Origin of the sequence: Promicromonospora sukumoe 327MFSha3.1 (assembly GCF_000385135.1) — a bacterium.
Taxonomy (GTDB): Bacteria; Actinomycetota; Actinomycetes; order Actinomycetales; family Cellulomonadaceae; genus Promicromonospora; species Promicromonospora sukumoe_B.
This window is the reverse complement of the sequence record NZ_ARQM01000010.1, coordinates 1,432,689-1,456,023: the sequence shown is the minus strand read 5'-3', so window position 1 is coordinate 1,456,023 and position 23,335 is coordinate 1,432,689. Positions and strand designations below refer to the sequence as shown.

At 73.8% G+C, this 23,335-nt stretch carries 16 protein-coding genes; 3 read left to right on the top strand and 13 right to left on the bottom strand.

What is annotated here, in order from left to right; translation table 11 throughout:
• Window positions 1-37: 37 nt before the first annotated feature.
• Window positions 38-925, top strand: coding sequence for a universal stress protein (locus H291_RS0110195; RefSeq protein WP_020014893.1), 888 nt, complete (start codon window positions 38-40; stop codon window positions 923-925).
• Window positions 926-947: 22 nt separating this feature from the next.
• On the opposite strand, the gene H291_RS29460 is transcribed toward H291_RS0110195, so the two are convergent.
• The 3 genes from H291_RS29460 to H291_RS0110180 all read right to left on the bottom strand — a co-directional run bounded on the left by H291_RS29460 (window position 948) and on the right by H291_RS0110180 (window position 4,764).
• The gene (locus H291_RS29460) at window positions 948-2,969 is read right to left on the bottom strand and encodes an MDR family MFS transporter (protein WP_020014892.1); all 2,022 of its coding nucleotides are present in this window, start codon (window positions 2,967-2,969) and stop codon (window positions 948-950) included.
• Window positions 2,970-3,034: 65 nt separating this feature from the next.
• A complete protein-coding gene (locus H291_RS0110185; RefSeq protein WP_020014891.1) occupies window positions 3,035-3,997 on the bottom strand; it encodes an alpha/beta hydrolase in 963 nt (320 codons plus the stop codon).
• A 50-nt stretch (window positions 3,998-4,047) separates the two neighbouring features.
• A complete protein-coding gene (locus H291_RS0110180; protein WP_020014890.1) occupies window positions 4,048-4,764 on the bottom strand; it encodes an alpha/beta fold hydrolase in 717 nt (238 codons plus the stop codon).
• A gap of 115 nt (window positions 4,765-4,879) precedes the next feature.
• On the opposite strand from H291_RS0110180, the gene H291_RS29455 reads away from it, so the two are divergent.
• The gene (locus H291_RS29455) at window positions 4,880-7,132 is read left to right on the top strand and encodes a helix-turn-helix domain-containing protein (RefSeq protein WP_020014889.1); all 2,253 of its coding nucleotides are present in this window, start codon (window positions 4,880-4,882) and stop codon (window positions 7,130-7,132) included.
• A gap of 69 nt (window positions 7,133-7,201) precedes the next feature.
• Here the strand turns inward: H291_RS29455 and H291_RS0110170 are convergent, their stop codons facing one another.
• The 6 genes from H291_RS0110170 to phnE all read right to left on the bottom strand — a co-directional run bounded on the left by H291_RS0110170 (window position 7,202) and on the right by phnE (window position 12,564).
• On the bottom strand, window positions 7,202-8,260 hold the full coding sequence (locus tag H291_RS0110170; protein ID WP_020014888.1) for a peptidase C39 family protein: 1,059 nt from the start codon (window positions 8,258-8,260) through the stop codon (window positions 7,202-7,204).
• Window positions 8,253-9,305: an ABC transporter substrate-binding protein gene (locus H291_RS0110165; RefSeq protein ID WP_020014887.1), complete on the bottom strand. Its 1,053-nt coding sequence runs from the start codon at window positions 9,303-9,305 to the stop codon at window positions 8,253-8,255. Before H291_RS0110165 ends, H291_RS0110170 begins: the two co-directional genes overlap by 8 nt.
• Before the next feature lie 191 nt (window positions 9,306-9,496).
• Entirely contained in the window at window positions 9,497-10,351 is an 855-nt protein-coding gene (locus H291_RS0110160; protein ID WP_020014886.1) for a helix-turn-helix domain-containing protein, read from the bottom strand.
• A gap of 10 nt (window positions 10,352-10,361) precedes the next feature.
• Complete coding sequence (locus H291_RS0110155; RefSeq protein WP_020014885.1) at window positions 10,362-10,958, bottom strand: TetR/AcrR family transcriptional regulator; 597 nt, start codon at window positions 10,956-10,958, stop codon at window positions 10,362-10,364.
• Window positions 10,955-11,758: a tyrosine-protein phosphatase gene (locus tag H291_RS0110150; protein WP_020014884.1), complete on the bottom strand. Its 804-nt coding sequence runs from the start codon at window positions 11,756-11,758 to the stop codon at window positions 10,955-10,957. The genes H291_RS0110155 and H291_RS0110150 overlap by 4 nt, the downstream gene beginning before the upstream one ends.
• Window positions 11,755-12,564 (bottom strand): phosphonate ABC transporter, permease protein PhnE, encoded by an 810-nt coding sequence (gene phnE, locus H291_RS0110145; protein WP_020014883.1) that lies wholly within the window; start codon window positions 12,562-12,564, stop codon window positions 11,755-11,757. The genes H291_RS0110150 and phnE overlap by 4 nt, the downstream gene beginning before the upstream one ends.
• A gap of 173 nt (window positions 12,565-12,737) precedes the next feature.
• Between phnE and H291_RS0110135 the strand changes: the two genes are divergently transcribed.
• Window positions 12,738-13,478: a MerR family transcriptional regulator gene (locus H291_RS0110135; RefSeq protein ID WP_020014881.1), complete on the top strand. Its 741-nt coding sequence runs from the start codon at window positions 12,738-12,740 to the stop codon at window positions 13,476-13,478.
• Window positions 13,479-13,667: 189 nt separating this feature from the next.
• Here H291_RS0110135 and H291_RS32410 read toward each other — a convergent pair whose 3' ends face one another.
• The 4 genes from H291_RS32410 to H291_RS0110115 form a co-directional block, all read right to left on the bottom strand.
• Window positions 13,668-15,461 (bottom strand): HNH endonuclease signature motif containing protein, encoded by a 1,794-nt coding sequence (locus H291_RS32410; RefSeq protein ID WP_232216017.1) that lies wholly within the window; start codon window positions 15,459-15,461, stop codon window positions 13,668-13,670.
• A 229-nt stretch (window positions 15,462-15,690) separates the two neighbouring features.
• Window positions 15,691-18,513: a cation-translocating P-type ATPase gene (locus H291_RS0110125; RefSeq protein WP_020014879.1), complete on the bottom strand. Its 2,823-nt coding sequence runs from the start codon at window positions 18,511-18,513 to the stop codon at window positions 15,691-15,693.
• 13 nt (window positions 18,514-18,526) lie between these two features.
• Entirely contained in the window at window positions 18,527-21,379 is a 2,853-nt protein-coding gene (locus tag H291_RS0110120) for a TIR domain-containing protein (protein WP_026365604.1), read from the bottom strand.
• Between the two features lie 42 nt (window positions 21,380-21,421).
• On the bottom strand, window positions 21,422-23,242 hold the full coding sequence (locus H291_RS0110115) for a flavin-containing monooxygenase (protein WP_020014878.1): 1,821 nt from the start codon (window positions 23,240-23,242) through the stop codon (window positions 21,422-21,424).
• Window positions 23,243-23,335: the final 93 nt, after the last annotated feature.

The following is a 23,335-nucleotide window of genomic DNA, read 5'->3' as shown; positions in this document are numbered from 1 at the left end:
CGGTCCCGTGGTCAGCGAAGGTCCGTGAGGAGTCCCGATGACGGAAGCACCGAGCAAGCCGGTCGTGGTGGGGGTGGACGGTTCGGCGTCGAGCACGCAGGCCGTCCGGTGGGCGGCGCAGGAGGCCGTGCGCCGCGACGTGCCCCTGGTGCTGCTGAGCGTGTGGACGCCGATCCCCGCGGCCGTGCCCCACGCGCCGGCCTTGACCCCCTACGAGGACGAGCTGATCAAGCAGGGCCACCGCTGGCTGGAGGCCGCCGTGGCGACGGCGGAGGAGGCCGCGCCCGGCGTGCGCACCAACCTGCTGCAGGCGACCGGCTCCCCCGCCGCACGCCTGATCGGGCAGTCCGCGGCGGCCGACCTGATGGTGGTCGGCTCGCGCGGCCTCGGCGGGTTCAGCGGGCTGGTGATCGGCTCGATCGCGGTGGCGCTCGCGACGCACGGGCTCAGCCCGGTCGTCGTCGTGCGCGGCGAGCGGGCGGAGTCGCCCGCGCCGGACGCGCCCGTCGTCGTCGGCGTGGACGGGTCGCCGACCAGCCGGTCGGCGATCGAGTTCGCCTTCGCGGCCGCGGCCGCGCGGCACGTGCCCCTGGTGGCCGTGCACGCCTGGAGCGACCTGCCCGTGCCGAGCGGCTGGGAGATGGAGCTCGGGCCGTGGCCGGAGATCGAGCAGCAGCAGGCGGAGCTGCTGGAGGCGAACCTGGCGGACTTCGAGGCCCGCTACCCCGGCGTCGAGGTGAAGCAGGCGCTGGTCCGCGACGCCCCGACCCGCGCGCTGCTGGAGGAGGCAGCGAGCGCCCAGCTCGTGGTCGCCGGGTCGCGCGGGCGCGGCGGGTTCCGCGGCCTGCTGCTGGGGTCGACGAGCCAGGCGCTGATCTACCACTCCCCCTGCCCGGTGGCCGTGGTCCCGCCGCCCCGCGGCTGACGCCCGGGGGCTGAGGTGCGGATCAGCCGGCGGGCGTTCCGGTCCGGTCGGTGCGGTCGGCCAGGATCTGGCGCGTGAGCTGGTCGACGAGCTGCGCGACCTCCGGCTCGTCGCCGCCGGGCCACTGCTCCACGTACTGCCGCAGCCGCTCCCGTTCGGCCGCCCGGATCGCCTCCGCGACGACGTCGCCGGCGGGCAGCGCCCGGACGGTGTCGCCGTCGACCGCGACGAGCCCGCGGGTCGCGAGGGTGTCCGCGACGTCACGCACGACGTCCTCGGTGCGGCCGGTGCGCTCGGCCATGTGCCGCACCGACCGGGTGCGCTTGAGGGAGACGCGGGTGAGCATCCACGCCTGGCCGGGCGTCAGCCCGACGTCGGGCGCCACGAGGTCGTAGACCCGCAGGGGGTCGCGCTTGCCCACGCGGCGCCACAGGATCAGGCGCAGCTCCTCGAGCGACGTGCGCGACGACGGGAGGGCGAAGGTGGCGCCCGTCGCGTGGCCCACCTCGCCGTCGCCGCCACCGCGCGTGGCGGTGCGCAGCTCCACCTCGGGCAGCAGCCACGTCAGGAGGAACGCGAGGGCGGCCACCGGCACCGCCCCGAGGAAGACGATGTGCAGCGCGGTCGTGTAGGCGTCGAGGAACCAGGTCTGCACGTCGGGCGGGCACTGCGCGAGCGCCTGGGTGGACGCGGTCAGGGCCGCGGGTCCGCAGGCGCCCTGGGCGGCGTCGGGCACGGAGGTCGCGGCCTCGGCCGCGAGGCGGTTGGCGAAGATCGTGCCGAACACCGCGACGCCCACGGACGAGCCGATGGTGCGGAAGTACGTGGTGCCGGACGTCGCGGTGCCCAGGTCGCGGTAGCTCACGGCGTTCTGCACCGCGATGACGAGCACCTGGGTGACCATGCCGAGCCCGGCGCCGAACACGAACATGCTCAGGCCCGCCTGGAGCGTGGTGGTGCCCTGGTCCATGAGCGAGAGCAGGTAGAGCCCCACGGCGGTCACGGCCGTGCCGGTGATGGGAAAGACCTTGTAGCGCCCCGTGCGGGAGATGAGCTGGCCGGAACCGATGGACGTGATGAGCAGGCCGAGCATCATCGGCGTCATCTCCAGCCCGGACTCGGTCGGCGTGGAGCCCTTGACCGTCTGCAGGTACAGCGGGAGGTAGGTGATGGCGCCGAACATCGCGAAGCCGACGGCGAACCCGATGACCGCGGCGACGGAGAAGACCTTGTTGCGGAACAGGTGCAGCGGCAGCACCGGCTCGGGGGCGCGCCGCTCGACCGCGACGAACGCGACCAGCCCCACGACCGCGAGCGCCGCCATCGCCCACACCTGCACGGAGCTCCACGCCCAGGTGGTGCCGCCCAGGCTGGTGAGCAGCACGACGGCCGTCGAGATGGTGGCGAGCAGGACGATGCCGGCGTAGTCGATGCGGGGCCGGGTGGCCGTGGTGATGCGGGGCAGCACGGAGCCGACGACGGCGAGCGCGATGATCCCGACGGGGATGTTGACGTAGAAGACCCAGCGCCAGTCGAGGTTGTCGACGAAGAACCCGCCGAGCAGCGGGCCGGCGACCGAGGAGACGCCGAAGACCGCGCCGAACAGCCCCTGGTAGCGGCCGCGGTCCCGGGGCGGCACGACGTCGCCGATGATCGCCTGGGAGAGCACCATGAGCCCGCCGCCGCCCACGCCCTGCACGGCGCGCCAGGCGATGAGCTGGCCCATCGTCTGCGACGTGCCGGACAGGACCGACCCGACCAGGAAGATCAGGATGCAGGCGATGAACAGGGACTTGCGCCCGAACAGGTCGCCGAGCTTGCCCCAGAGCACCGTGGTCGCGGTGCTCGCGAGCATGTAGGACGTCACGACCCAGGACAGGTGCTCGGCGCCGCCGAGCTCGGAGACGATCGTGGGCAGCGCGGTGGCGACGATGGTCTGGTCGAGGGCGGCGAGCAGCATCGCGAGCATCAGCCCGCCGAAGATGGCCCAGACCCTGGCCTGCGGCAGGGCCTGCGGTTCCGCCTCTGCGCTCGGTGCGGTCATGCGGGCAGACTGTCACGGCCCGCGCGGGTCGGCGCGGGGAGGGTCGCTCCCCGCGCCGGTGCCCGTCAGCCCTGGAGGGCGGACCGCAGCGTGGCCGACGCCTGGGCGACGGCGGCACGGGCGGCGTGCGTGTCGTGCAGGGCGTTCAACATGACGAAGTCGTGGATGACCCCGCCGTAGCGGACGCTGGTCACCTCGACCCCGGCGCGGCGGAGCTTGGCCGCGTAGGCCTCGCCCTCGTCGCGCAGCACATCGGCCTCGGCCGTGATGACCAGGGCGGGCGGCAGGCCGGTGAGCTGCTCCTCGGTGGCCCGCAGCGGGGACACCGTGATCAGGTCGCGCTCCTGCGGGTCCGTCGTGTACTGGTCCCAGAACCAGCGCATGCCCTCCAGCGTGAGGAAGTAGCCGGTGGCGAACTCCTGGTAGGACGCCGTGTCGAACGCGGCGTCGGTGACCGGGTAGAACAGCACCTGCTGCCGGAAGGTGACGTCGCCGCGCTCCTTGGCCAGCAGCGTGAGGGCGGCGGACATGTTGCCGCCCACGGAGTCGCCCGCCACGGCCAGGCGGCTGCCGTCGAGCCCCTGGTCGGCGCCCTCCTTGGTGACCCACTGCGCCACGGCGTACGCCTGCTCGACGGCGACGGGGTAGCGCACCTCGGGCGACCGGTCGTACTCGGGGAAGACGACGGCGGCCCGTGCGCCGATCGCCAGGTCGCGCACCAGGCGGTCGTGCGTGTGCGCGTCGCCGAACACCCAGCCGGCGCCGTGCACGTAGAGCACCACGGGCAGCGGTCCCTCGACGCCGGCCGGCCGGACGACCCGGACCGGCACCGTGCCGGTGGGCCCGCCCTCGACGGTGACCCAGACGTCGTCGACCTCGGGCTTGAAGATCTCGCTCGACTGCACGTCGTCGACGGCCTTGCGGCCGTCCTCGGGCGCGAGCTGGTACAGGTACGGCGGGTTGTCGGTGGCCTCGGCGAACGCCTGGGCGGCGGGCTCGAGGGACAGGCCGTGGGGGTTTGCGGTCATGGTGATTCTTCTTCCGGTGCTGGGGTGCGGGATGGTACGAGGGGGGCGGGTCAGGCGGTCTGCGCCGCGGCCCGGGCGATCAGGTCGGCGACCTCGGTGGGGTGGGTGAGCATGACGAGGTGCGGCGCGTCGAGCTCGACGCTCTCGCGGACGCCCGCGCGCTCGTAGCCGAAGCGCTCGACGTCGGGGTTGATCGTGTGGTCCGCGGCCGAGACGATCCCCCAGGACGGCTTGGTCCGCCAGGCGGCGACCGGCGCTGCCTCACCGAACGCCACGGCCGACAGGGGCCGCTGGGAGACCGCGAGCACGGTCGCGACGTCGTCCGGCACCCCGGCGGCGAAGACGGCGGGGAACGCCGCGACGTCGACGGACACGTCGGTGCCGGGCTCGGCGCCGTCCACCGGGTACGGGGTGTAGACCAGGTGCGCCGCCAGGTCGGAGTCCGGGAACCCGCCCTGCAGCTCGCCCAGGCTCTCGCCCTCGGCCAGGGCGTAGCCCGCCACGAAGACCAGGCCCACGACGTTCTCGGCCGCGCCGGCGACCGTGATCACGGCGCCGCCGTAGGAGTGGCCCGCGAGGAGCACGGGGCCGTCGATCGACTCGACGACGGAGCGCACGTACGCGGCGTCACCGGTCAGCGACCGGTTGAGCACCGGCGGGACGACGACCCGGAAGCCCTGGTCGAGCAGGGCGCGCGTGACCGGGGCCCAGCTGCCGGCGTCGGCGAACGCGCCGTGCACCAGGACGACGGTGGGAGTGGATGACATGTGGTTCCTTTCCGCGGGACGACCGAGGGAGCACGGCCGTCACGATGAGACACTTCGATCCAAGGCCGTCACCGGTGACTGCGTCCACGAAGGAAGCACGCAGGAATGGGGAGAGATGACCGAGGCGCTGGGCCCGCTGCTCCGTCGGCACCGGCACGAGGCCGACCTGACGATCGAACGGCTCGCGGAGCTGTCCGGCGTGAGCGACCGCACGATCAGCGACATCGAGCGGGGCGCCAGCCAGGGTCCGCAGCGGCGCACGGTCGACCTCCTGGCCGAGGGCCTGGGCCTCGCGCCCGCCGCCCGGGAGGCGCTCCGCGCGGCCGCCCGGGCGGGCCGGCACCGGCCCCCGGCGGGGGCCGCCGCCCCGCTGCCGCTCCCCCGCGCCGTGGCCGACCTCGTGGGGCGGGACGCCGAGCTGGCAGCGATCGGGGCGCACGTCGCGTCGGGCGCCGACGGGGCGCCCTCACCGCTCGTGGTGCTCTCCGGTCCCGCGGTGCTCGGCAAGACCTCGCTCGCGGTACGCGCCGCCGGCGACGTCCGCGGGCGGTTCGACGCCGTCCGGTACCTCGACCTCGGCGGGTTCGGCGGCAGCCCGCTCGACCCGCTCCTGGTGCTCCGCCGCCTGATCCAGACCTGCGAGCCGGCCGTCCAGGCCGTCCCGCACGACCTGGACGACGCCGCCGCGCTGTGGCGCTCGCTCCTGGCCGACCGCCGGATCCTGGTGGTGCTCGACGACGCGGCCGGCGAGGAGCAGGTGCGTCCCGTGCTTCCCGCCACCGGGCCCTCCGCCGTGATCGTCACCGCCCGCCGCCCGCTCGCCGGGCTCGACGCCTCGCTCCGTGTCGAGCTGGACCGGCTCGCGCACGACGACGCCGTGGAGCTCCTGCGCCGCATCATCCCGGCCGCGCAGGCGCCCGAGGCCGACCTGCACCGGCTCGCCGACCTCTGCGACGGCTGCCCGCTCGCCCTGCGCATCGCCGGCAACCGCGTGGCGAGCCACCGCGGCTGGACCGCCGGCGGGCTCGCCGACCGGCTCGCCTCCGAGGACCACCGCCTCGACGGGTTCCGCGCCGGCGACCTGGAGCTGCGCAAGGCCTTCGGCATGTCCTACGACCAGCTGTCCGACGCCGCCCGCACGCTCTTCCGGCGCCTCGGCGCCCTGACCGGGCCGACCTTCACCGCCGAGCTCGGCGCCGTGCTCGCCGGGACCGGCCGACACACCGCCGAGGACCTGCTCGACGAGCTCGTCGACCTCGGCCTGCTGGAGGCCGCCACGCACGACCGGTACCACCTGCACGACCTGCTCCGTATCTTCGCCCGGGCCCGGCTCCGCGAGGACGAGGGACCCGGCGCCCAGGCCGAGCACGCCCTGCGCCTGCGGCGGTGGCTCCTGCGCACCACCGTCGACGCCGGGCGCTGGTTCGAGCCCGCGCACGGCCGCGCCCCCGCCCTGCCCGGACTGGCCGACCTGTCCACCCGCGAGGCCGCGAGCGCCTGGCTGCACGCCGAGTCGGACCACTGGTTCGCCGCCCTGCGCGCGGCCGCCGCCGACCAGGACGACGCCACCGTTGTGCGCGTGGCCGAGTCCCTGCACTGGTTCTCCGACCTGTGGGCGCAGTGGGGCCAGTGGCACGAGGTCTACGCGGACGCCGTCGGATCCGCCGAGCGCCTCGCCGACGACGACCTGCTGGCCACCCAGCTCGGCTACCTGAGCTGGGCCGAGCTCTACACCCGGGACGACCCGGCCACCGGCCTGGCACACGCGCACCGCGCCCGGGACGTCGCCCGGCGCGCCGGCAACCGCGCCCAGGAGGGCTGGGCCCACTACTACACCGGCTGGTGCGAGCTGCTGCTCGGCGCGCCCGACGACGTCGTCCGCGACGCCCTGGCGGCCCGCCGGTGCTTCACGGACGCCGACGACGCGGCCGGCCTGCTGCAGACGCACCGCATGCTCGCCGAGGCGTACACGCTGCTCGGGCGGCGCGCCGACGCCATCGGCGCCGACCGGGCGGCGATCGACCTCCTGGAGCAGCAACCCGGCCGGTTCCCCCGCGACCTCGCGCTGACCACCCGGATCGCCGCCACGTCCGCCATCGTGAAGAACCTCGTCGAGCTCGGCGACGGCGCGGGGGCGCTCGCCGTCGCCGACGCCGCCGCACCCGCCGTGGACGTGCTCGGCGTGCCGTCGCACCGCGCCGTGCACCTGCGCGCGCGGGCGCTGGCGCTCGCCGCGTCCGGCCGCACGGCCGAGGCGGCCGCCGACCTGGCGCGGGTCGTCGACATCCGCGAGACGCTGGGCGACCGCCGGCGGGCCGACGCCGCACGGGAGCAGCTCGCGGGGCTCGGCGGCCGTCAGCCGACGTAGCCCGGGAAGGCGCCGGTGCGGGGCTCGGCCCGCCGGAACGGCGAACCGGCCGGTGGTCGAGGCTGCCAGCTACCCGTACGACGGCGGGCTGATCCGCACGGCGGCCCGGTACCCGGCGGCCTCCATCGTGGACATCGCGTCGAGCGCGGCGTCCGCCACGGGGAGCAGGTGCGCGTCGACCCAGGTCTCCCCCACCGTGGTGCCGACCCACGGGTCCTCGACCACCACCGCGCCGGGCACGACGGCGTGGCACAGCACCCAGTGCGGCACGTCGACGCCGAGCATCGCCGTGAGCGAGACCAGCAGCAGCACGCGCTCGCCGTCGTCCAGCGCCGCCCGCAGGGCGGGCAGCGTGAGGCGGCGCCCGTCGACCGGGAGGCCGGCCGCGGCGGCGTCCTCGCGCGAGAGCTCCTGGAGCAGGGCACGCCAGTCGCGGTCGCCCTCGGGGTAGGCCTCGACGATCACCGGCCCGTCGGTGTCCAGCGCGACGACGACGCCCGATTCCGGCCACCGCCGGTGCACCGCGAGGCCGAGGCGCACCGGGTCGCACGCAGGAAAGTTTGTGGCTTCCCGCCAGAGCGACAGCTCCAGGCGCCGGTCGAGCACCTCGCCGCCGAGCGCACCCAGGTGCGCCTGGGCCATCGCCGCACCGGCGGCGCCGCACGTGAAGTGGGTGGTCTGGCGGTAGTGCGCGGGCTCGTCCAGGTCGACGTCGGCGAGCCAGCGGACGTACCCGGCGGCCGGCTGGGCGTCGTCGGGCGCCGCGGGGGTGCGCATCGGTCGGAATCCCGCGACGGCGGGCGCCGAGCCCGCCGTCCACCCCTCCCACTTGACCTGGACCAGGCCGCGATCGCGGGCATGCCCGACGACGGCTCGGGCCGCGCGTCCGGCGTCGCCCACGGCATCGACGATCTTGAGGTACGCGGTGCCCGGCCGGGCCGTGACCAGGGCTGCGCCGCGCGGCTGGTCCTCGTCGCCGACGAGGACCAGCCGCGGGTCGTGCGCCGACCGGTCGACCGCGCCCCACCGGTCGAGCACCTCGCGCGGCGCGATGCGGTCCAGCCCCGCGGGCAGGCCCGCCGGGTCGTACGGGACGACGACGGCGGGCCCGCCCGCGGCGTCACTCACCGGTCAGGGCGTCCGCGAAGGCGTCGACCGCCTGGAGCGTGGAGCGGGGGCCGCCCGCGCCCCAGACCAGCGGGAACTCGTAGGCACGCCCCTCCTCGACGGCCGGCATCGAGGTCCAGAGCTTGCTCTCCTCGAGGGCGTCCACGTAGCCCGTGGTGTCGCCGTTGGAGAAGAACAGGTTGGCGTCGCCGACGGCGGTCAGCCCCTCGATGTCGGTCTGGGCGAGGCCGTACTCGGCGTTGAGACCACCGGTGCCGTGGGAGTCGTTCACGTCCGCGTCCCAGACGGGGTTCAGCCCGAGCTCCTTGCCGAGCTCAGTGAACAGGGAGCCCTCGGTGTAGGGGCGCAGGCTCAGGTTGCCGCCCTGGATCCAGCCGTCGAAGAAGAGGAAGTCGGTGGTGGGCAGGTCGAGCGCCGCCACCTCCGCCTTGCGCTCCGCGAGGTGCGCGTCGAACTCGGCGAGCACCTGCTCGGCCCGCTCGGTGTGGCCCGTCGCCTCGGCGATCAGGGAGAACACGTCCTTCATGTTGCCGACCGGGTCCTCCGGGTCGTTGCCGCGCGCCACCAGCACGGGGACGCCCTGGCGCTCGAACTGCGCGATCGCCTCGTCGTCGTCGGTGAAGCCCTCGATGATCACCAGGTCCGGGTCGGCGGCGAACAGGGCGGTCGCGTCGGGCTCCTCGCGCGTGCCGACGTCGGCCACGCCCTCGGGGAGCTCCTCCGCCGAGACCCAGGTCGAGTAGCCCTCGGGGTCGGCGACGGCGACGGGTGTGACGCACAGCGTGAGCGCGTCCTCCACCTCCTGCCACTCCAGCACGGCGATGCGCTCGGCGGGGCGGTCCAGCTCGACGGTGCGGCCGACGCCGTCCACCAGCGAGACGGGGCCGGTGGCCGTCTCCGTCGTGTCCTCGGCGCAGCTCCCGGAGACGGGGGCCGACGGCTCCGGGGCGGCGGCGTCCACCTCGGTGGTCCCGCATCCGGTGACGACGAGCGCGAGCGCGAACGCCGCGGCTGCGGCGGCGGAGCTCTTCGGGGGCACGACCATGAGCATTTTCCTCTTTCTGCTGTGGTGCGGGACGGGGGCACTGGCGCCCGGGCCGGCTCCAGCCGGCGCGTCCACTGAGGTGAGCCTAAGTAAGGCTTACCTCAGTCCGCAATGCCGCACATCCGACAGCAGATCAGGGTTTTCGGCCACGGGGTTTTCGGCCATCGCGTTTCCGGCCACCGCGTCGCGGGTCAGCGGTCGGCGGCGAACACGCCCGGCGTCGTGCCCATGACGCGCCGGAACGCGTCGATGAACGTGCTCGGGTGCGCGTAGCCGAGCTCGTCGGCGACGTCCTGCACGGGGTGGCCCGCGCCGAGCAGCTCCAGGGAGCGGTGCACGCGCACGGCCTGCCGCCACTGCGCGAACGAGAGCCCCGTCGTGGCGCGGAACACGCGCGTGATGGTCCGCGCGCTGGTCCCGGAGGCGCGCGCCCACTCGTCCAGGGACCGTTCGTCGGCCGGGTCGGCGAGCAGCGCCTCGACGATGGTGTCGACGCGGTCGTCGGCGGGCAGCCGCACGGCGAGCTGCCGGTCCGAGGGCTCCAGGACGTCGAGCACCACGGCCTCCGCCCGGGCCCGGGCGGAGGGGTCCAGGTCGGGGCGCGCGAGGTGGACCAGGAGCGCCTGGAGCACGGGGACCATCGCCACGACAGTCGTGGTGTCGAGGCCTTGCGGTGCGCTGTCCGGTCCGGCCGGGGTCAGCTCGGGCGTGCCCGGCGCGAAGAACGCGTCGTACAGCTCGACCCCCGCCGTGAGCCGGCCCGCGTGCTCCTGCCCGGCCGGGAGCCAGAGGCCGAAACCCTCCGAGACGGTGAAGACCTGAGCGCCCACCCGGGCGGTCAGGGTGCCGTGCCGCACCCACACCAGCTCGTGCGCGGTGTGCGTGTGCGGTTCCCACTCCGTGGCGACGGCCACGGAGTGGGACTCGACGACGATGGCGAACCCGGCCGGGGCGTCCGCCGGGACGGGGTAGGTGCGACCGACCGACGCCCGGGGGTCGCGCCGCCAGGAGCCGCGCGCGTCGCCGGGACGGGTGGTGGCTGGCATACGGCGCAGTCTAGGGAGCGGCCATGCCCCGCCACGCGACCCGGATGCCCTCGCGGCAGCGCGCCAGTGCCTCCGGGTCGTCGAGGGTCACGCCGCGCACCACGAACTGGTAGTAGAAGACGCCGTTGACCAGGTCGATGCAGGCGTCGACGTCGATGTCGGGGCGCAGCTCGCCCCGCTCGACCCCCGCCCGCAGCACCGCGACCATGCCGGCCCGGCGGCGCGACACGTGCGACCGCCAGTACGCCTGGGCGAGCTTGCGGTCCGTCATCGCCAGCCGCATGCGCAGCCGGAACCGCTCCTCCGAGTACGTCTCGCGCGTCGCGGACGGCGCCGTGGTGTACGCGTCCAGGACGTTCTGCAGCAGGTCGCCGTCCAGCGGGATGGTGTGCGGCGCGCGGCCCCGGTCGAGCGCCGTGGCGACCAGGTCGGTCATGCTGGGCCACCGCCGGTAGATCGCGGCGCGGCTCACGCCGCTGCGCTCCACCACCCTGCTGACGGTGATCTCCTCGCCGCGCTCCAGGAGCTCGACGGCGGCGTCGACGATCCGCTCGTCGTGCCCGTGCGAGCGCGGGCGGCCGGGGCCGCGCGTCGTACCGGCGGTCACTCGGCCGGGGTCAGCGCCCGGGCCCGCAGCTGCGCGACCAGGCCGTCCGTGAGCCCGGCCGCGCGCAGGGGCGCCAGGGGGTCGCCGTGCCGCTCGGTGAGCATCGCGAACAGCTCGCGCATCGGGGCGTCCGAGAACTCCGTGCTGACGGCGGCCAGGGCGGCGGCGTCGAGCTCGATCCCGAACCGGCTCATCAGCGGCCGCATGACGGGCGCGATGCGCGCCATGATGGCGGCGGAGTTCTCACCGGTGCGCACGTAGTCGGCCACGATGTCGTCGCGGTCGGCGCCGAGCGCCAGCAGCAGCGACGCGGCGAGCACGCCGGTGCGGTCCTGCCCGGCGGCGCAGTGGAACGCGACCGCTCCGGGCGCGTGCGCGATGATCGCGAGCGCCGTCACGATCTGCGGGGCGGCGCCCTCGTACATCCGCAGGTACATGCGGCCGAACCGGGTCTGGTCCATCATCTCGGCGGCCATCCCGGCCGGCCCTGCCGGGTGCGTCCCGGTGCCGTCGGCGGCCTGGCCGATGTCGGCGAGCAGCGGCACGTGGTGGTAGCTGACGTTCGAGTGAGTGCCGAGCGGGCCGCGGCCGGTGACGCCGAGCTCGTCGGTGGAGCGCAGGTCGATGATGGCCCGCACGCCGCCGTCGACCAGCGCCCGGGCGACGTCGTCCGTCACCAGGGCGAGGTCGTCGGCGCGGAGGGCGAAGCCCGGGCGGACGACGCCGCCGTCGACGGCGATGCCGCCCAGGTCGCGGAGGTTGACGGGGGCGCTGAGGGTGAGCGCGGGGGTACTGGTCACGTGATCTTCCTTCGGATGACGGCGCTGGCCTGGTCGATGACCGTGACCAGCACGATGATGCAGATGACGATCGCGGACAAGTGCCCGTAGTCGTACATTCGCATGGCGGTGGTGAGCTCCAGGCCGATGCCGCCGGCACCGACCATGCCCAGGATGGTCGCACCACGCACGTTGCCCTCGAAGAGCAGCAGCGTGTACGACACGAGGAGCGGCCCGGCCTGCGGCAGCACGCCGTACTGCACGACCTGGCGGCGGGAGGCACCGACGGCCTGCATGGCGGTGACCGGGCCGGCGTCGACGGCCTCCATGGCCTCGGCGAAGACCTTGCCGATGGAGCCGATCGAGCCGATCGTCATCGCGAGGATGCCGGCGAACGGGCCCAGCCCCACGGCGGAGACGAACATGAGCGCGAAGACGAGGTCGGGCAGGGAGCGGATGACGTTCATGACCCAGCGCGTGGGGTAGTACAGCCAGCGTGGGGCGATGTTCGAGGCAGCGCCGAACGCGACGACCAGGGACAGGACGGCGCCGAGCACGGTGCCGACGATCGCCATCTGCAGCGTCTCGACCAGCAGCTCGACGATCGTGCCGAACTTGTCCCAGGTGGGCGGGAAGAGCCGCAGCAGGAAGTCGCCCATGTTGACGGTGCCCTCGCCGAGCTTCGCGAAGTCGAACTCCGCGCCGACGAAGGACCACACCAGCAGGACGCCGACGACGGGCAGGCCGAGCAGGAACCGCGCCCGGGGCACGTTGACCGCGCGCTCGAGGCGGGCACGGGTGCGCTGGTCAGGCGTGATCGTCGACACGGGCCGCCTCCTCGTGGTCGTTCTCGTGGCCGTGGTCGTAGAGCACCTCGAGTGCCGAGGCGTCGAGCTGGGCCGTCGGCGCGGAGACGAGCACCTGGGATGAAGATCGGGTGGCCGGCGCTTGACCCTACCCTTAGGGGAGGGTTGATGGTTCTTCCCAGGAGGTGCGGCCCATGGCCTACACGATCACGCACGTCTCCCGGCTGTCGGGGGTGACGCTCAAGACGCTCTACCACTACGACCGGATCGGTCTGCTCGTGCCCGCGAGGGACGAGCGCAACGACTACCGGACGTACGCGGACGGCGATCTCGAACGTCTCCAGCAGATCCTGTTCTTCCGGGAGCTCGACATGCCGCTGGACACGATCGCGGAGGCCCTCACGGACCGCACCTCCCGGCTCGAGTGCCTGCTGGACCAGCGCACCCTGCTCCGCTCCCGCGGGGCACGGCTCGCCCAGGTGCTGGCGACGCTCGAGCAGGCCATCGCACACGAGAGAAGGGGAGAACCCATGACCGCCGACAGCATGTTCACGGGCCTGGACCAGGCCGGGTGGCAGGACGCCCTCGCGGACCAGAACGCGCACCTGCGGGAGACCTACGGCGTCGAGCTCGACACCGCGGAGGTCGACGCCGACGGGATGAACGCGGCTGCCGCCGAGGCGACCGCGTTCATGACCACCATGGCCGACGCGCTGTGGGCCGGGCTGCGGGCCGACGACCCGGTCGTGGCCGTGGCGATCGAGGAGCACATCGGTGCCCTCGCCGTCACGCACCCGACGGACGCCGCGGGCTTCGCCGCGCAGGCGCGCTTCTTCGTCACGGACGACTTCCACCGGCAGATGCTCGAGCAGCAGCAGACCGGCCTGGCGTACTACCTGCTCCACGCCGCCGAGTCGTACCGGGACGCGGCCTGACGACGTGGCCTGATCAGGCGGGCTGACCGCGCTGCCTGACAGAGTGCCGGACGCCGTCCCGGATCATGGGGCGGCGTCCGGCCGCCGCGCGCACATCGCTTTGCGGTCCATCCGGGTGGGCTTCGGAGCAGGGGCATCCACCCGGACGGCACAGCTCGTCATCGGTTCGTCATTGTTGTTGGTCCTCGGTCAGAACGGCGGTTCGCCGGGTCCGGATGGGGCGATGGGTTCGGAGGGGCCGGCCGTCGGTGCGGCCGTGACGTAGGCACGTGGCAGCCGACGTCCGGTCAGGGCGCGCAGCGTCAGGTCCCCGCTCGTGGCCGGGTCGATGTTGCCGAGGTCGACCCGGGTGTCGAGGATCGTCGACGGCCGGGTGTGCGTTCCGCCCGATGGCGTGGTCCAGGTCGTGATCCCGGTGTTCGGGTCGCGCACGACGCCCCAGCCCGCGTGCGTCTTCAGTAGGTGGTGGCGTCGGCAGAGCGCGTGGAGGTTGTCGGCACGGGTCTGCCCACGAACAGCCCCGGCCTCACCACTGTGCCGGACGTCCTGCTCATAATCGAAGGGCTCGATATGGTCCAGGTCGCACGACACCGCTACCGCGTCGCAGCCGACGAAGGTGCACGTCCCGTCCCTGGCCTCCACCGCTGACCGGAGCACCCGGCCCGGCTTGTACGTGGTCGTGGAGTAGTCGGTGAGGACGCCGGTAACCGGGTCGGTGAGCAGCCGCTGCCAGGTGGCATCCTCGGCCAGGAGCCGTGCCACCTCCGCCGGGACCGGGCCGAAGCCGTCCAGGTCAGCGGGAGCGTCGTCCAGTCCCAGGAGCGTGCTCGCCGGCACGGTCACCCGGACGACGGGGCGCGACGGCGCCACCCGCACGACCGTCTCGTGAACGACGGGCGCCCGGCCACCACACGTACAGATGGGACCGGCGTCGTCACCTTCGGCGCTCGCGCCGCCCTCAAGGCCTGCGCCGTTACCCATGCCGTCGCTCGTGGTCGTGGCCCCCTCCGCCTGGTAGGTGGTCGTGAAGCGGTCGCCCGGAACCAGCCGGCCGGTCACGATGCCAGTCAGGCAGTCCGCACGCAGCTGACCCAACGTCCGCTCCTCACCCGCCGTGTACCGCAGCTGGTGCGCCATGTCGTCCACGACACCCCACACCGCCGCCGCATCCACGGCCGGCAGATACGCCGACAGCCAGCCCATGTCGTTCTCCGCACGGTCCAGCTGAACGTTCCGATCCAGCGCCGCGGCCCGAGCCGTCTCCTCCGCGCCATGGCGGGCCTTCGCGAACGCCAGCATCTTGTTCCGCAACCACCGCCACGTCCGGAACGGGGCCTGCGGCAGGTACCGGGCAATCGCCTCGGCACGCTCCACCACCGTCAGCTGCGCAGCCGCCCGGAGCAGGGTGTGCGCCTTCTTCACGTCGATCCGGCCCGCGACCAACGCCTCGATCACCGTGGGGTGCTCAGCACCGGACTCCGCCCGCACCACCACCTCGGAACCCTCCGCCTGGGTCACCACCAGCTCCGCCGTGACCTGACCGACCAACGAGTTATGGGCCAACGGGCTCGACTCCCGCGAAGCCCGCTCCGCGACCGCATGCGCCTGCACACCGGCCGCCCACGACTGCAACCGCGCACACGCGCCCACGAGCTCACCCAACATGTCGTCGGACAGCGCAGCGAGCGGAGCAGCCCCGTCCTCGACTGCCGCAGAACCGCCCAGCCCGGTGTACTCGGCCACCACCCGCGCCAGCTCGGCGCCCGGCGCCTCGGTCAGCGCCTCGCGCAGCACCTCGACCGGCCACAACTCCACCGGCCCGAGATCCGCAGCAGAATCCGACAGGCCGCCGGGCACGGCCTCACACCATTCCGGCTCCGGCGGTGCGTCCAGCCCGTGCCGCCCGTCATCATCGCCGAACAGCGCCTCGCACTCGGCGTACAGCGCGGCGAGCCAGGCGTCGTCGGGCATGGTGCCGCCCACGAACGGATCCTCACGCACGGCGGATACCGAGCCCTCCCAGCCGTCCGACCACTGCCTAACCATGCCAACACCTCCTCGAACCCGAATAGCAGCCCAACAACACCATTCCAGCGGACTTTTGTTCGACCCTAGGCCAAGCCACCCACACCCGCGCGTTCTTCCGCCCGCCGCGTAACCCCGCTCCCCGAGCGCGCGCAACCACCCGTCCCGCTGCTACCGGAACGACAAATCACCGCTGCCGCACCCGCCACAGCAGCTTGCGCACCTCGTCGAACCACAGCACGGCCGACGCCATCCCCACCGCCACGGCCCAGTGCGCCAGGTCCAGCCCCGCGGTACCGAACGCCACCTGCAGGAACGGCACTTCCACGACCGCCACCTGGAGCACCACACCCAGCCCGATCGCCGCCCACAGCCACCGCCCGGCGAACATCCGGTGGAACGCGCTCGTCGTCTCCGACCGCGAGTTGAGCACGTTGAACAGCTGCGCCAGCACGAGCGTGGTGAACCCCGCGGTGCGGGCGACGGTGAGGTCGTCGCTGCCCTCGACCAGGCCGCCGGGCAGGAAGATGTCGATGGTCAGCAGCGTGGCCAGCCCCATGACCAGGCCGATGCTCAGCACCCCGGTCCACATCCGGGCGTCGATGATCCGCTCGTGCAGGCTGCGCGGGGGCCGGGCCATGACGTCGTCGGTCTCGGGGTCCACGCCCATGGCCAGGGCGGGACCCGAGTCGGTGACCAGGTTGATCCACAGGATCTGCGTGGCCAGCAGCGGCACGACGACGGCCTCCCCGCCGGCCGCCCCCTCCAGGCCCAGGACCCCGGCGAACACGACCCCGAACAGCACCGTGCAGACCTCTCCCATGTTGGAGGAGAGCAGGTAGCGCAGGAACTTCTTGATGTTGTCGAAGATGATCCGGCCCTGGCGCACCGCGGCGACGATGGTCGCGAAGTTGTCGTCGCCCAGGATCATCTTGGCCGACTCCTTCGTCACCTCCGTCCCGGTGATCCCCGTGGCCACGCCGATGTCGGCCGTCTTCAGCGCGGGCGCGTCGTTCACGCCGTCGCCGGTCATGGCCACCACGTGCCCGTCGGCCTGGAGGGCGTCCACGATCTGCAGCTTGTTCTGCGGGGCCACCCGCGCGTAGACCGAGACACCGCGCGTCGTCTCACGCAGCCGCGCGGCGTCCAGCCCGTCGAGCTCGGTCCCGGTGACCGCCCGCGCACCCGGCTCGACGATGCCCAGGTCGCTCGCGATCCGGGTGGCGGTGACGGGGTGGTCGCCGGTGATCATCATGATCCGGATGCCCGCCCGGCGGGCCTCGGCCACGGCGGTGGCGACCTCGGGCCGGGGCGGGTCGATGATGCCGACCACGCCCAGGTACACCAGGTCGGACTCGTGTTCCTCCAGCCCCTCGGGCCCGGTGTCCTCGGGCACCCGCCGGTAGGCCACGCCGAGCGTGCGGTACGCCTGCCGGGACAGCCGCTCGACGGCGTCGAGCGCAGCGGCCCGCCGTTCGTCGTCGAGCGGGACGGTGCCGTCGCCCACCTGCACGTCGGTGCACCGGGGCAGCAGGACGTCGGGGGCGCCCTTGGTGACCAGGGCCCAGGCGCCGTCGCCGGGCGGGTCCACGAGCGCCGACATGAGCTTGCGCTCGGAGGTGAAGGGCACCTCGCCGCGCCGTTCGAACCCGGCGACGCGGTCGACGGTCCCGGCGAGCTTGTGCGCGGCCACGAGGAAGGCGGCCTCGGTGGGGTCGCCCTGGACGGTCCACCCGCCGTCGGCCTGCGTGAGCTGGGCGTCGTTGGCCAGGGAGCCGCCGCCGAGCACCATGACCGCCTCGCGGACGAGTCCTTCATCAGTCAGCGGGACACCACCGGCCACCGCCTCACCCTCGGGCCGGTAGCCGACGCCGGTCAGCGTGACCTCCCCCGACGCCGTGACGACCCGCTGGATGGTCATCTCGTTCTTGGTCAGCGTGCCGGTCTTGTCGGAGGCGATGACGGACGCCGACCCCAGCGTCTCGGCGGAGTGCAGCTTCTTGACGACGGCGTTGCGCCGCGCCATGGCCTGCACGCCGACGGCGAGGACAACCGACAGGATGGCCGGCAGCCCCTCGGGCACGGCGGCGACGGCGAGGGAGACGCCGAGCAGCAGCACGGTCACGAGGTCGGCGGGCGTTCGGACGTCGTTGACGACGGCGGCCAGCACCATCACGACGACGGCGATGCCGATCACGGTGAGGCCGAGCACCTTGCTGACGTGCGCGATCTCCCGCTGGAGCGGCGTGACCTCCTCCTCTGTGGAGTCGAGCAGCCGCGCGATGGCGCCCATCTGGGTGTCCATGCCGGTGGCCACGACCACGGCGCGCCCCACGCCCTGGGCCACGGCGGTGCCCTTGTAGACCATGTCGAACCGGTCCCCCAGCGGCGCCGGCGCGCTCAGCACGGCGGCGTCCTTGAGCACGGCCTCGCTCTCGCCGGTCAGCGAGGACTCCTGCACCCGCAGGGCGGTCGCGGTCAGCAGGCGGGCGTCGGCGCCGACGGCGTCCCCCTCGGCGAGCACGAGCACGTCGCCGCGCACGAGCTCGGCCGAACGCACGGTGACGCGCCGCCCGTCGCGCAGCACGGTGGACATGGCCTCGGTCATGGACCGCAGCGCCGCGACGGCGCTCTCGGCCTTGCTCTCCTGGACCAGGCCGAGCACGGCGTTGAGCACGACGATCGCGGCGATCACAACGGCGTCCACGGGCAGGCCGTGCGCCCCCTCGACCCACCACACGACGAGCGAGATGACCACGGCCACCAGGAGCAGCGCCACCAGCGGGTCCCGGAACTGGTCCAGCACCTTGCGCCACACCGGCACGGGCGGCTTGGACCGCAGCTCGTTGGGACCGTCGGCGGCCAGGCGGCGCGCCGCCTCGGCGTCGGTCAGCCCGGTGGCCGGGTCGACGTCGAGGTCGGCGGCGACGTCGGCCGCTGCCCGCACCGACGGGTCCGGGGCGGGCAGCGGGACGGACGGCGGCGGGGTGCGCTGCTGGTCGGGGGCCACAGTCGATCATGACTCAGCAGGGCGGGTCGTACCCGATGTCCGGCAGCACGCGCGCCCACTGCTCCTCCGTGATCGGGTGCCCGGTCCCGGAGCAGATCCGCTCCAGCGCCGTGTCCGCGTCGAGGTCCCACAGGTCGACGGCGCCGTGCTCGGTCCGGACGGCGAGCACGTCCTCGCCCACGAACCCGACCAGGTCCTGCGTCGTGTCACCTACGGGGATGCTCAGGTCGAGGACCGGGGTGTCGTCCGCGACCCGGTACACCCGCAGGGTCCGGTCGCGGCCGAGGGTGGCCAGCCGCCCGCCGCTCGTGCTGACCGCGAGGTCGTTGACGTCGCCGGAGTCGTTGATCACCGTCCGGGCGAGGAACTCGTCGCCGAGCACCCGCCAGGTGCGCACGGTGCTGTCCCGGGCGACGCTGGCCAGCATGCCGTCGCCGGTCACGGCGAGCTCAGCGAGCTGGTAGGTGTGACTCTGGTCAGCGGTGAGCCGCACCGGCGCACGGGGGTCGGCCAGGTCCCAGAGCTCGATGACCGAGGACAGGGTGCCCGCGACCGCGAGGACGGGCCGGCCGGGCAGGAACACGAGCGACGACCCCGCTGTCGGCACCTCACCGACGGGCTGCGGGACGCCCGAGGTGGTCAGGTCGTAGAGGGCGACCGATCCGTCGAACTGCCCGACTGCCAGCAGGTCGCCGTCCGAACGGAACGACAGGGCCAGCGGCATACCGACCGGCCACGTGGCCAGGTGCCGGGGCCGAGCACGGTCGGTGAGGTCGAAGACGTCGATCGCGCCCTCGCTCCCGATCGCCAGAGTGTCTCCGTCCGGGCTGATCCGGGGCACGACCTCGCCGAAGAACGTGTCCTCGTCGGGCCCGGCGGCGATGTCGGCGGGCACGAGCGCCAGGGCCTCCGGGCGCAGGGGATCGGTCAGGTCGGCAACGTAGAGGTCGCCGTCGACCAGACCAGCCAAGGTACGGCCGTCCGCGCTGACGTCCAGGTCCGCACGGGCCGCCGGGACCGACGCCCGGGCCCGCCGCTCCAGCGGGTCAGCCAGGTTCCAGATGCGGATCGTCCCGTCCTCGGGAGCGGCGTCGGGCCCGGCGTTTGACCCCGGGGTAGCGACTGCCAGCGCTGTGGTACCGGGGGCGAAGGCGACGTCGTCCGCGTTCAGGGCGTCCCAGGCCGGCAGGCGGAGCTCGACGAGCAGCGCCGGCTCGTCCGCGGCCGCGTCCCACACCCGGGCGTAACCACCCTCGCCGACGACGGCGACGCGCCCGTGGTCGCCGTAGTCCAGGACCGAGACGTAGCCGTGGTAGTCCAGCGGAAGCGGCAGCGGCGTGCGGTCGCGCAGCTCGCCCGACGACGAGACGTCCCAGCGCACCAGCGCGCCGTCCTCCTCGGCGACCAGGTACCGGCCGTCCGGCGCGACGTCGAGCCTGCGTGCCTCGACGGACTGCTCCCCCACCGGCGCGACCGCCGCCGGGTCTGCAACGTCCCAGACGGCCAGCATGGCGCCGGGCCCCAGGCCGCACCGAACCGCGAGCAGGCCTCCCGAGCGCACGAAGCCGATCTCGTGCGCGCCTTCCTCGGCGGTGCACGGCCGCCAGGTCGCGACAGGCTCGGGACCCCGCCCGGCCGCGGGCTCGCCGGCGAGGACGTCCACCGCCCACAGTCGCACGGTCCCGTCGTCCGACCCGGCGGCCAGGGTCCGACCGTCCGGGGCGAGGTCGAGTGCCTCGGTGAGAGAGGGCGCCGCAAGCCGGGCCCGTTCGGCTGGCGCGCGCGGGTCGGTCACGTCCGTCACCACGAGCTCTTCCTCGTGCCCCAGGACCAGCAGCCCGGGGCCCACGAAGCGCGCGGACGAGATGGACTCGTGCTCCTCCGGAGCCCACTCGGCCAGGACTTCCAGGGTGTGCGCGTCGTAGAGCCACACATGCGCGACGATCTCGGGGTACAACGCCGTCCCGCTGTTGCCGGAGCGAGCCACGACGAGCAGCGACCCGTCGTCCGAGTAGGCGAGCGCGCTCGCCTGCACGGTGAGCTCGCGCGGGATCTCGTCCCCCGCGATCACCGCGGACCGCGCCTGCGGCGTGGGCGCGAGCCGGTAGGCGGCGGCGAGGAGCTGGCGCGCCAGCCCAGGCTGGGTGTCCCGCACCGTGCCGGCCTCGGCGACCAGGGACCCGGCCAGGGCCCGGTCGCGCTGCTCGACAGCGCCGGACCGCTCGGTCAGCGCCCAGCCCGCGGCCGCCACCGCGAGCGCCGCGACGAGGGACAGTCCCGCCCACATCGCCCGGCGGAAGCCCTGGGACCGGCGGTGCTGGGCCACGTCCACCCCCAGCAGGTCGTCCTTGCTGCGGCCGTGCAGCGGCGCCGCGAGCGTGGCGACCGCGTCCTGGAAGGGCGGGTCCCGCAGGCTCAGCCGCTCGGGCGGCAGCTCCAGGTCGACCCACTGCGGCTCCTCGGTGAACCAGCCGCTCAGCGCGCGGGGCAGGGCGGTGGTCCGGTCCCAGTCGAAGTCGCCGGCGACGTCGTCCCAGACGATCTGCCCACCGGTGCGCACGATCAGCACCGGACGTCGCGGCGTGACGCTCCGCCACTGCTCCACCTCGCGCCTCACCCAGCGGGAACCGGCCGCGCCGGGTGAGGCGACGAGGATCAGGAAGCGCGAGGCGTCCAGCGCCCGCCGGATCGTGCTCCACAGCCCGTCGGCCGGGTCCAGGGCGCGCCGGTCGCAGAAGACCCGCAGCGCCCGCAGCCGGTTCCACGGCCGCGCGAACAGGTGCAGCGCGTCGCGCAGGGCCGGGCCGACCGGCCCGTCCGCGTCGTGGCTGTAGGAGACGAACGCGTCGTAACCACCGTCAGGCACGTCCCCAATATACGGAAATGCCCCTTTGGCGTGCGGCGCGACTCACCGGGTCTCGGCCCGCACCAGCACCTCGCTCATGTCCCCCTCGCGCCATTGCGCCAGCAGCCGGTGGAACGCCACGGGCCCGGGGCTGTACGACGTCGGCGCGCCGCCCTTCCGCGTGCCCTCGCCGTTGTAGTACCCGGGCGTGCACTCGGCCAGGAACGCCGAGCTGTCCTGCCCTGCCCCCGCCTCCGCGATGGTCGCGGCCCAGGCGTCCTGCGCCGCCTCCGTGGGCTCGACGTACCGCGCCCCGGTCTTGGCGGCCCGGGCGACGACGGCGGCGATGTGCGCGGCCTGCTCGGACAGGATGTGCACGAAGTTCACCGAGTTGGCGTTCTGCACCCCGCCCAGGTGGAACAGGTTGGGGAACCCGTGGGTGTAGAAGCCGTGCAGCGTGCGCGGCCCGCGCGCCCAGGCACCCAGCAGGGGCGCGCCGCCCCGCCCGTGCACCGGCAGCGTGCCCGACACGACGCCCGAGACCCCGACCTCGAACCCCGTGGCGAAGACGACGCAGTCCACCTCGTACTCGGTGTCCCCCACCACCACCGAGCTCTCGGTCATCCGGGTGACGCCGCCGTGGTCGGCCGTGTCCACCAGCGTCACGTTCGGCCGGTTGAACGCCTGCAGGTACTGGTCGCTGAACCCGGGCCGCTTGCACATGTACCGGTACCAGGGCTTGAGCGCCTCGGCGGTGGCCGGGTCCTCGACGACGTCGTCCACGCGGGCGCGGATCTGGTTCATCTTGGCGAAGTCGGCCAGCTCGTCGAGCCGCTCGCGGTCGGCCGGGTCGAGGGTCGTGTCCACCGCGCCCGTGATCATCTTGCGCTGCAGCCGCGCCGTGCCGGTCCAGCCGTCGCGCGTCAGGTCCTCCGCGACGTCCTCCCCCGCGAGGATCGCCAGGAAGTTGTCCATCCGCTCCTGCTGCCAGCCCGGCTTCAGCCCGGCCGCCCACTCCGGGTCCGTGGGGCGGTTGTCCCGCACGTCCACCGACGACGGCGTGCGCTGCATGACGTACAGGTGCGCCGCGTCCCGGGCCAGGTGCGGGATGGCCTGCAGGCCGGTCGCGCCGGTGCCGATCACGGCCACGCGCTTGTCGGCGAGGCCGGTCAGGCCGCCGTCCGCCGTGCCGCCCGTGTAGCCGTAGTCCCAGCGGCTGGTGTGGAAGGTGTGGCCGCGGAAGTCCTCGATGCCCGGGATGCCGGGCAGCTTGGCCTGCGACAGCGTGCCGGAGGAGACCACCACGTGCCGGGCCCGCATCGTGTCGCCGCGGTCGGTGCGCACCAGCCACTCGTCGGCGTCCTCGTCCCAGGTCAGCTCCGTGACCCGCGTGTGGAAGACGGCGTCCCGGTACAGCCCGTAGTGCTCGGCGATCCGCACGGCGTGCTGCCGGATCTCCTCGCCGGGCGCGTACCGCCACTTCGGCACGTAGCCCGTCTCCTCCAGCAGCGGCATGTACACGTACGACTCGATGTCGCAGTGGATGCCCGGGTACCGGTTCCAGTACCAGGTGCCGCCGAAGTCGCCGGCCTCGTCCATCATCCGCAGCGACTCCACCCCGGCCTCGCGCAGCCGCGCGCCGGTGACGAGGCCGCCGAACCCGCCGCCCACCACCAGCACCTCGACGCGGTCGGTCAGCGGCTCGCGCTCGGCGCGCTCGGTGTAGGGATCCTTCGCGTAGTACCCGTAGTCCCCCGCCGCCCGGCGGTACTGCGCCAGGCCGTCAGGCCGGATCCGCCGGTCCCGCTCGTGGCGGTACCGCTCGCGCAGGGCGTCGGCCTCCGAGCCGGTGGGAAGTGCATCAGTGCTGGTCAGGTGGGACAAGGCAGAGCCTCTCGTCAGCCGGTCGGCGGGTTTCCCCCGCCGACCACATGAAAACGTACATGGATGTACGTTTTCAACCCCTGCTCCTGTGGC

What these genes read in the sequence shown, in the direction of transcription:
- H291_RS0110195 (WP_020014893.1), top strand. Translation starts at nt 38, where the DNA reads ATGACGGAAGCACCGAGCAAGCCGGTCGTGGTGGGGGTGGACGGTTCG.
- H291_RS29460 (WP_020014892.1), bottom strand. Translation starts at nt 2,969, where the DNA reads ATGACCGCACCGAGCGCAGAGGCGGAACCGCAGGCCCTGCCGCAGGCC.
- H291_RS0110185 (WP_020014891.1), bottom strand. Translation starts at nt 3,997, where the DNA reads ATGACCGCAAACCCCCACGGCCTGTCCCTCGAGCCCGCCGCCCAGGCG.
- H291_RS0110180 (WP_020014890.1), bottom strand. Translation starts at nt 4,764, where the DNA reads ATGTCATCCACTCCCACCGTCGTCCTGGTGCACGGCGCGTTCGCCGAC.
- H291_RS29455 (WP_020014889.1), top strand. Translation starts at nt 4,880, where the DNA reads ATGACCGAGGCGCTGGGCCCGCTGCTCCGTCGGCACCGGCACGAGGCC.
- H291_RS0110165 (WP_020014887.1), bottom strand. Translation starts at nt 9,305, where the DNA reads ATGGTCGTGCCCCCGAAGAGCTCCGCCGCCGCAGCCGCGGCGTTCGCG.
- H291_RS0110160 (WP_020014886.1), bottom strand. Translation starts at nt 10,351, where the DNA reads ATGCCAGCCACCACCCGTCCCGGCGACGCGCGCGGCTCCTGGCGGCGC.
- H291_RS0110135 (WP_020014881.1), top strand. Translation starts at nt 12,738, where the DNA reads ATGGCCTACACGATCACGCACGTCTCCCGGCTGTCGGGGGTGACGCTC.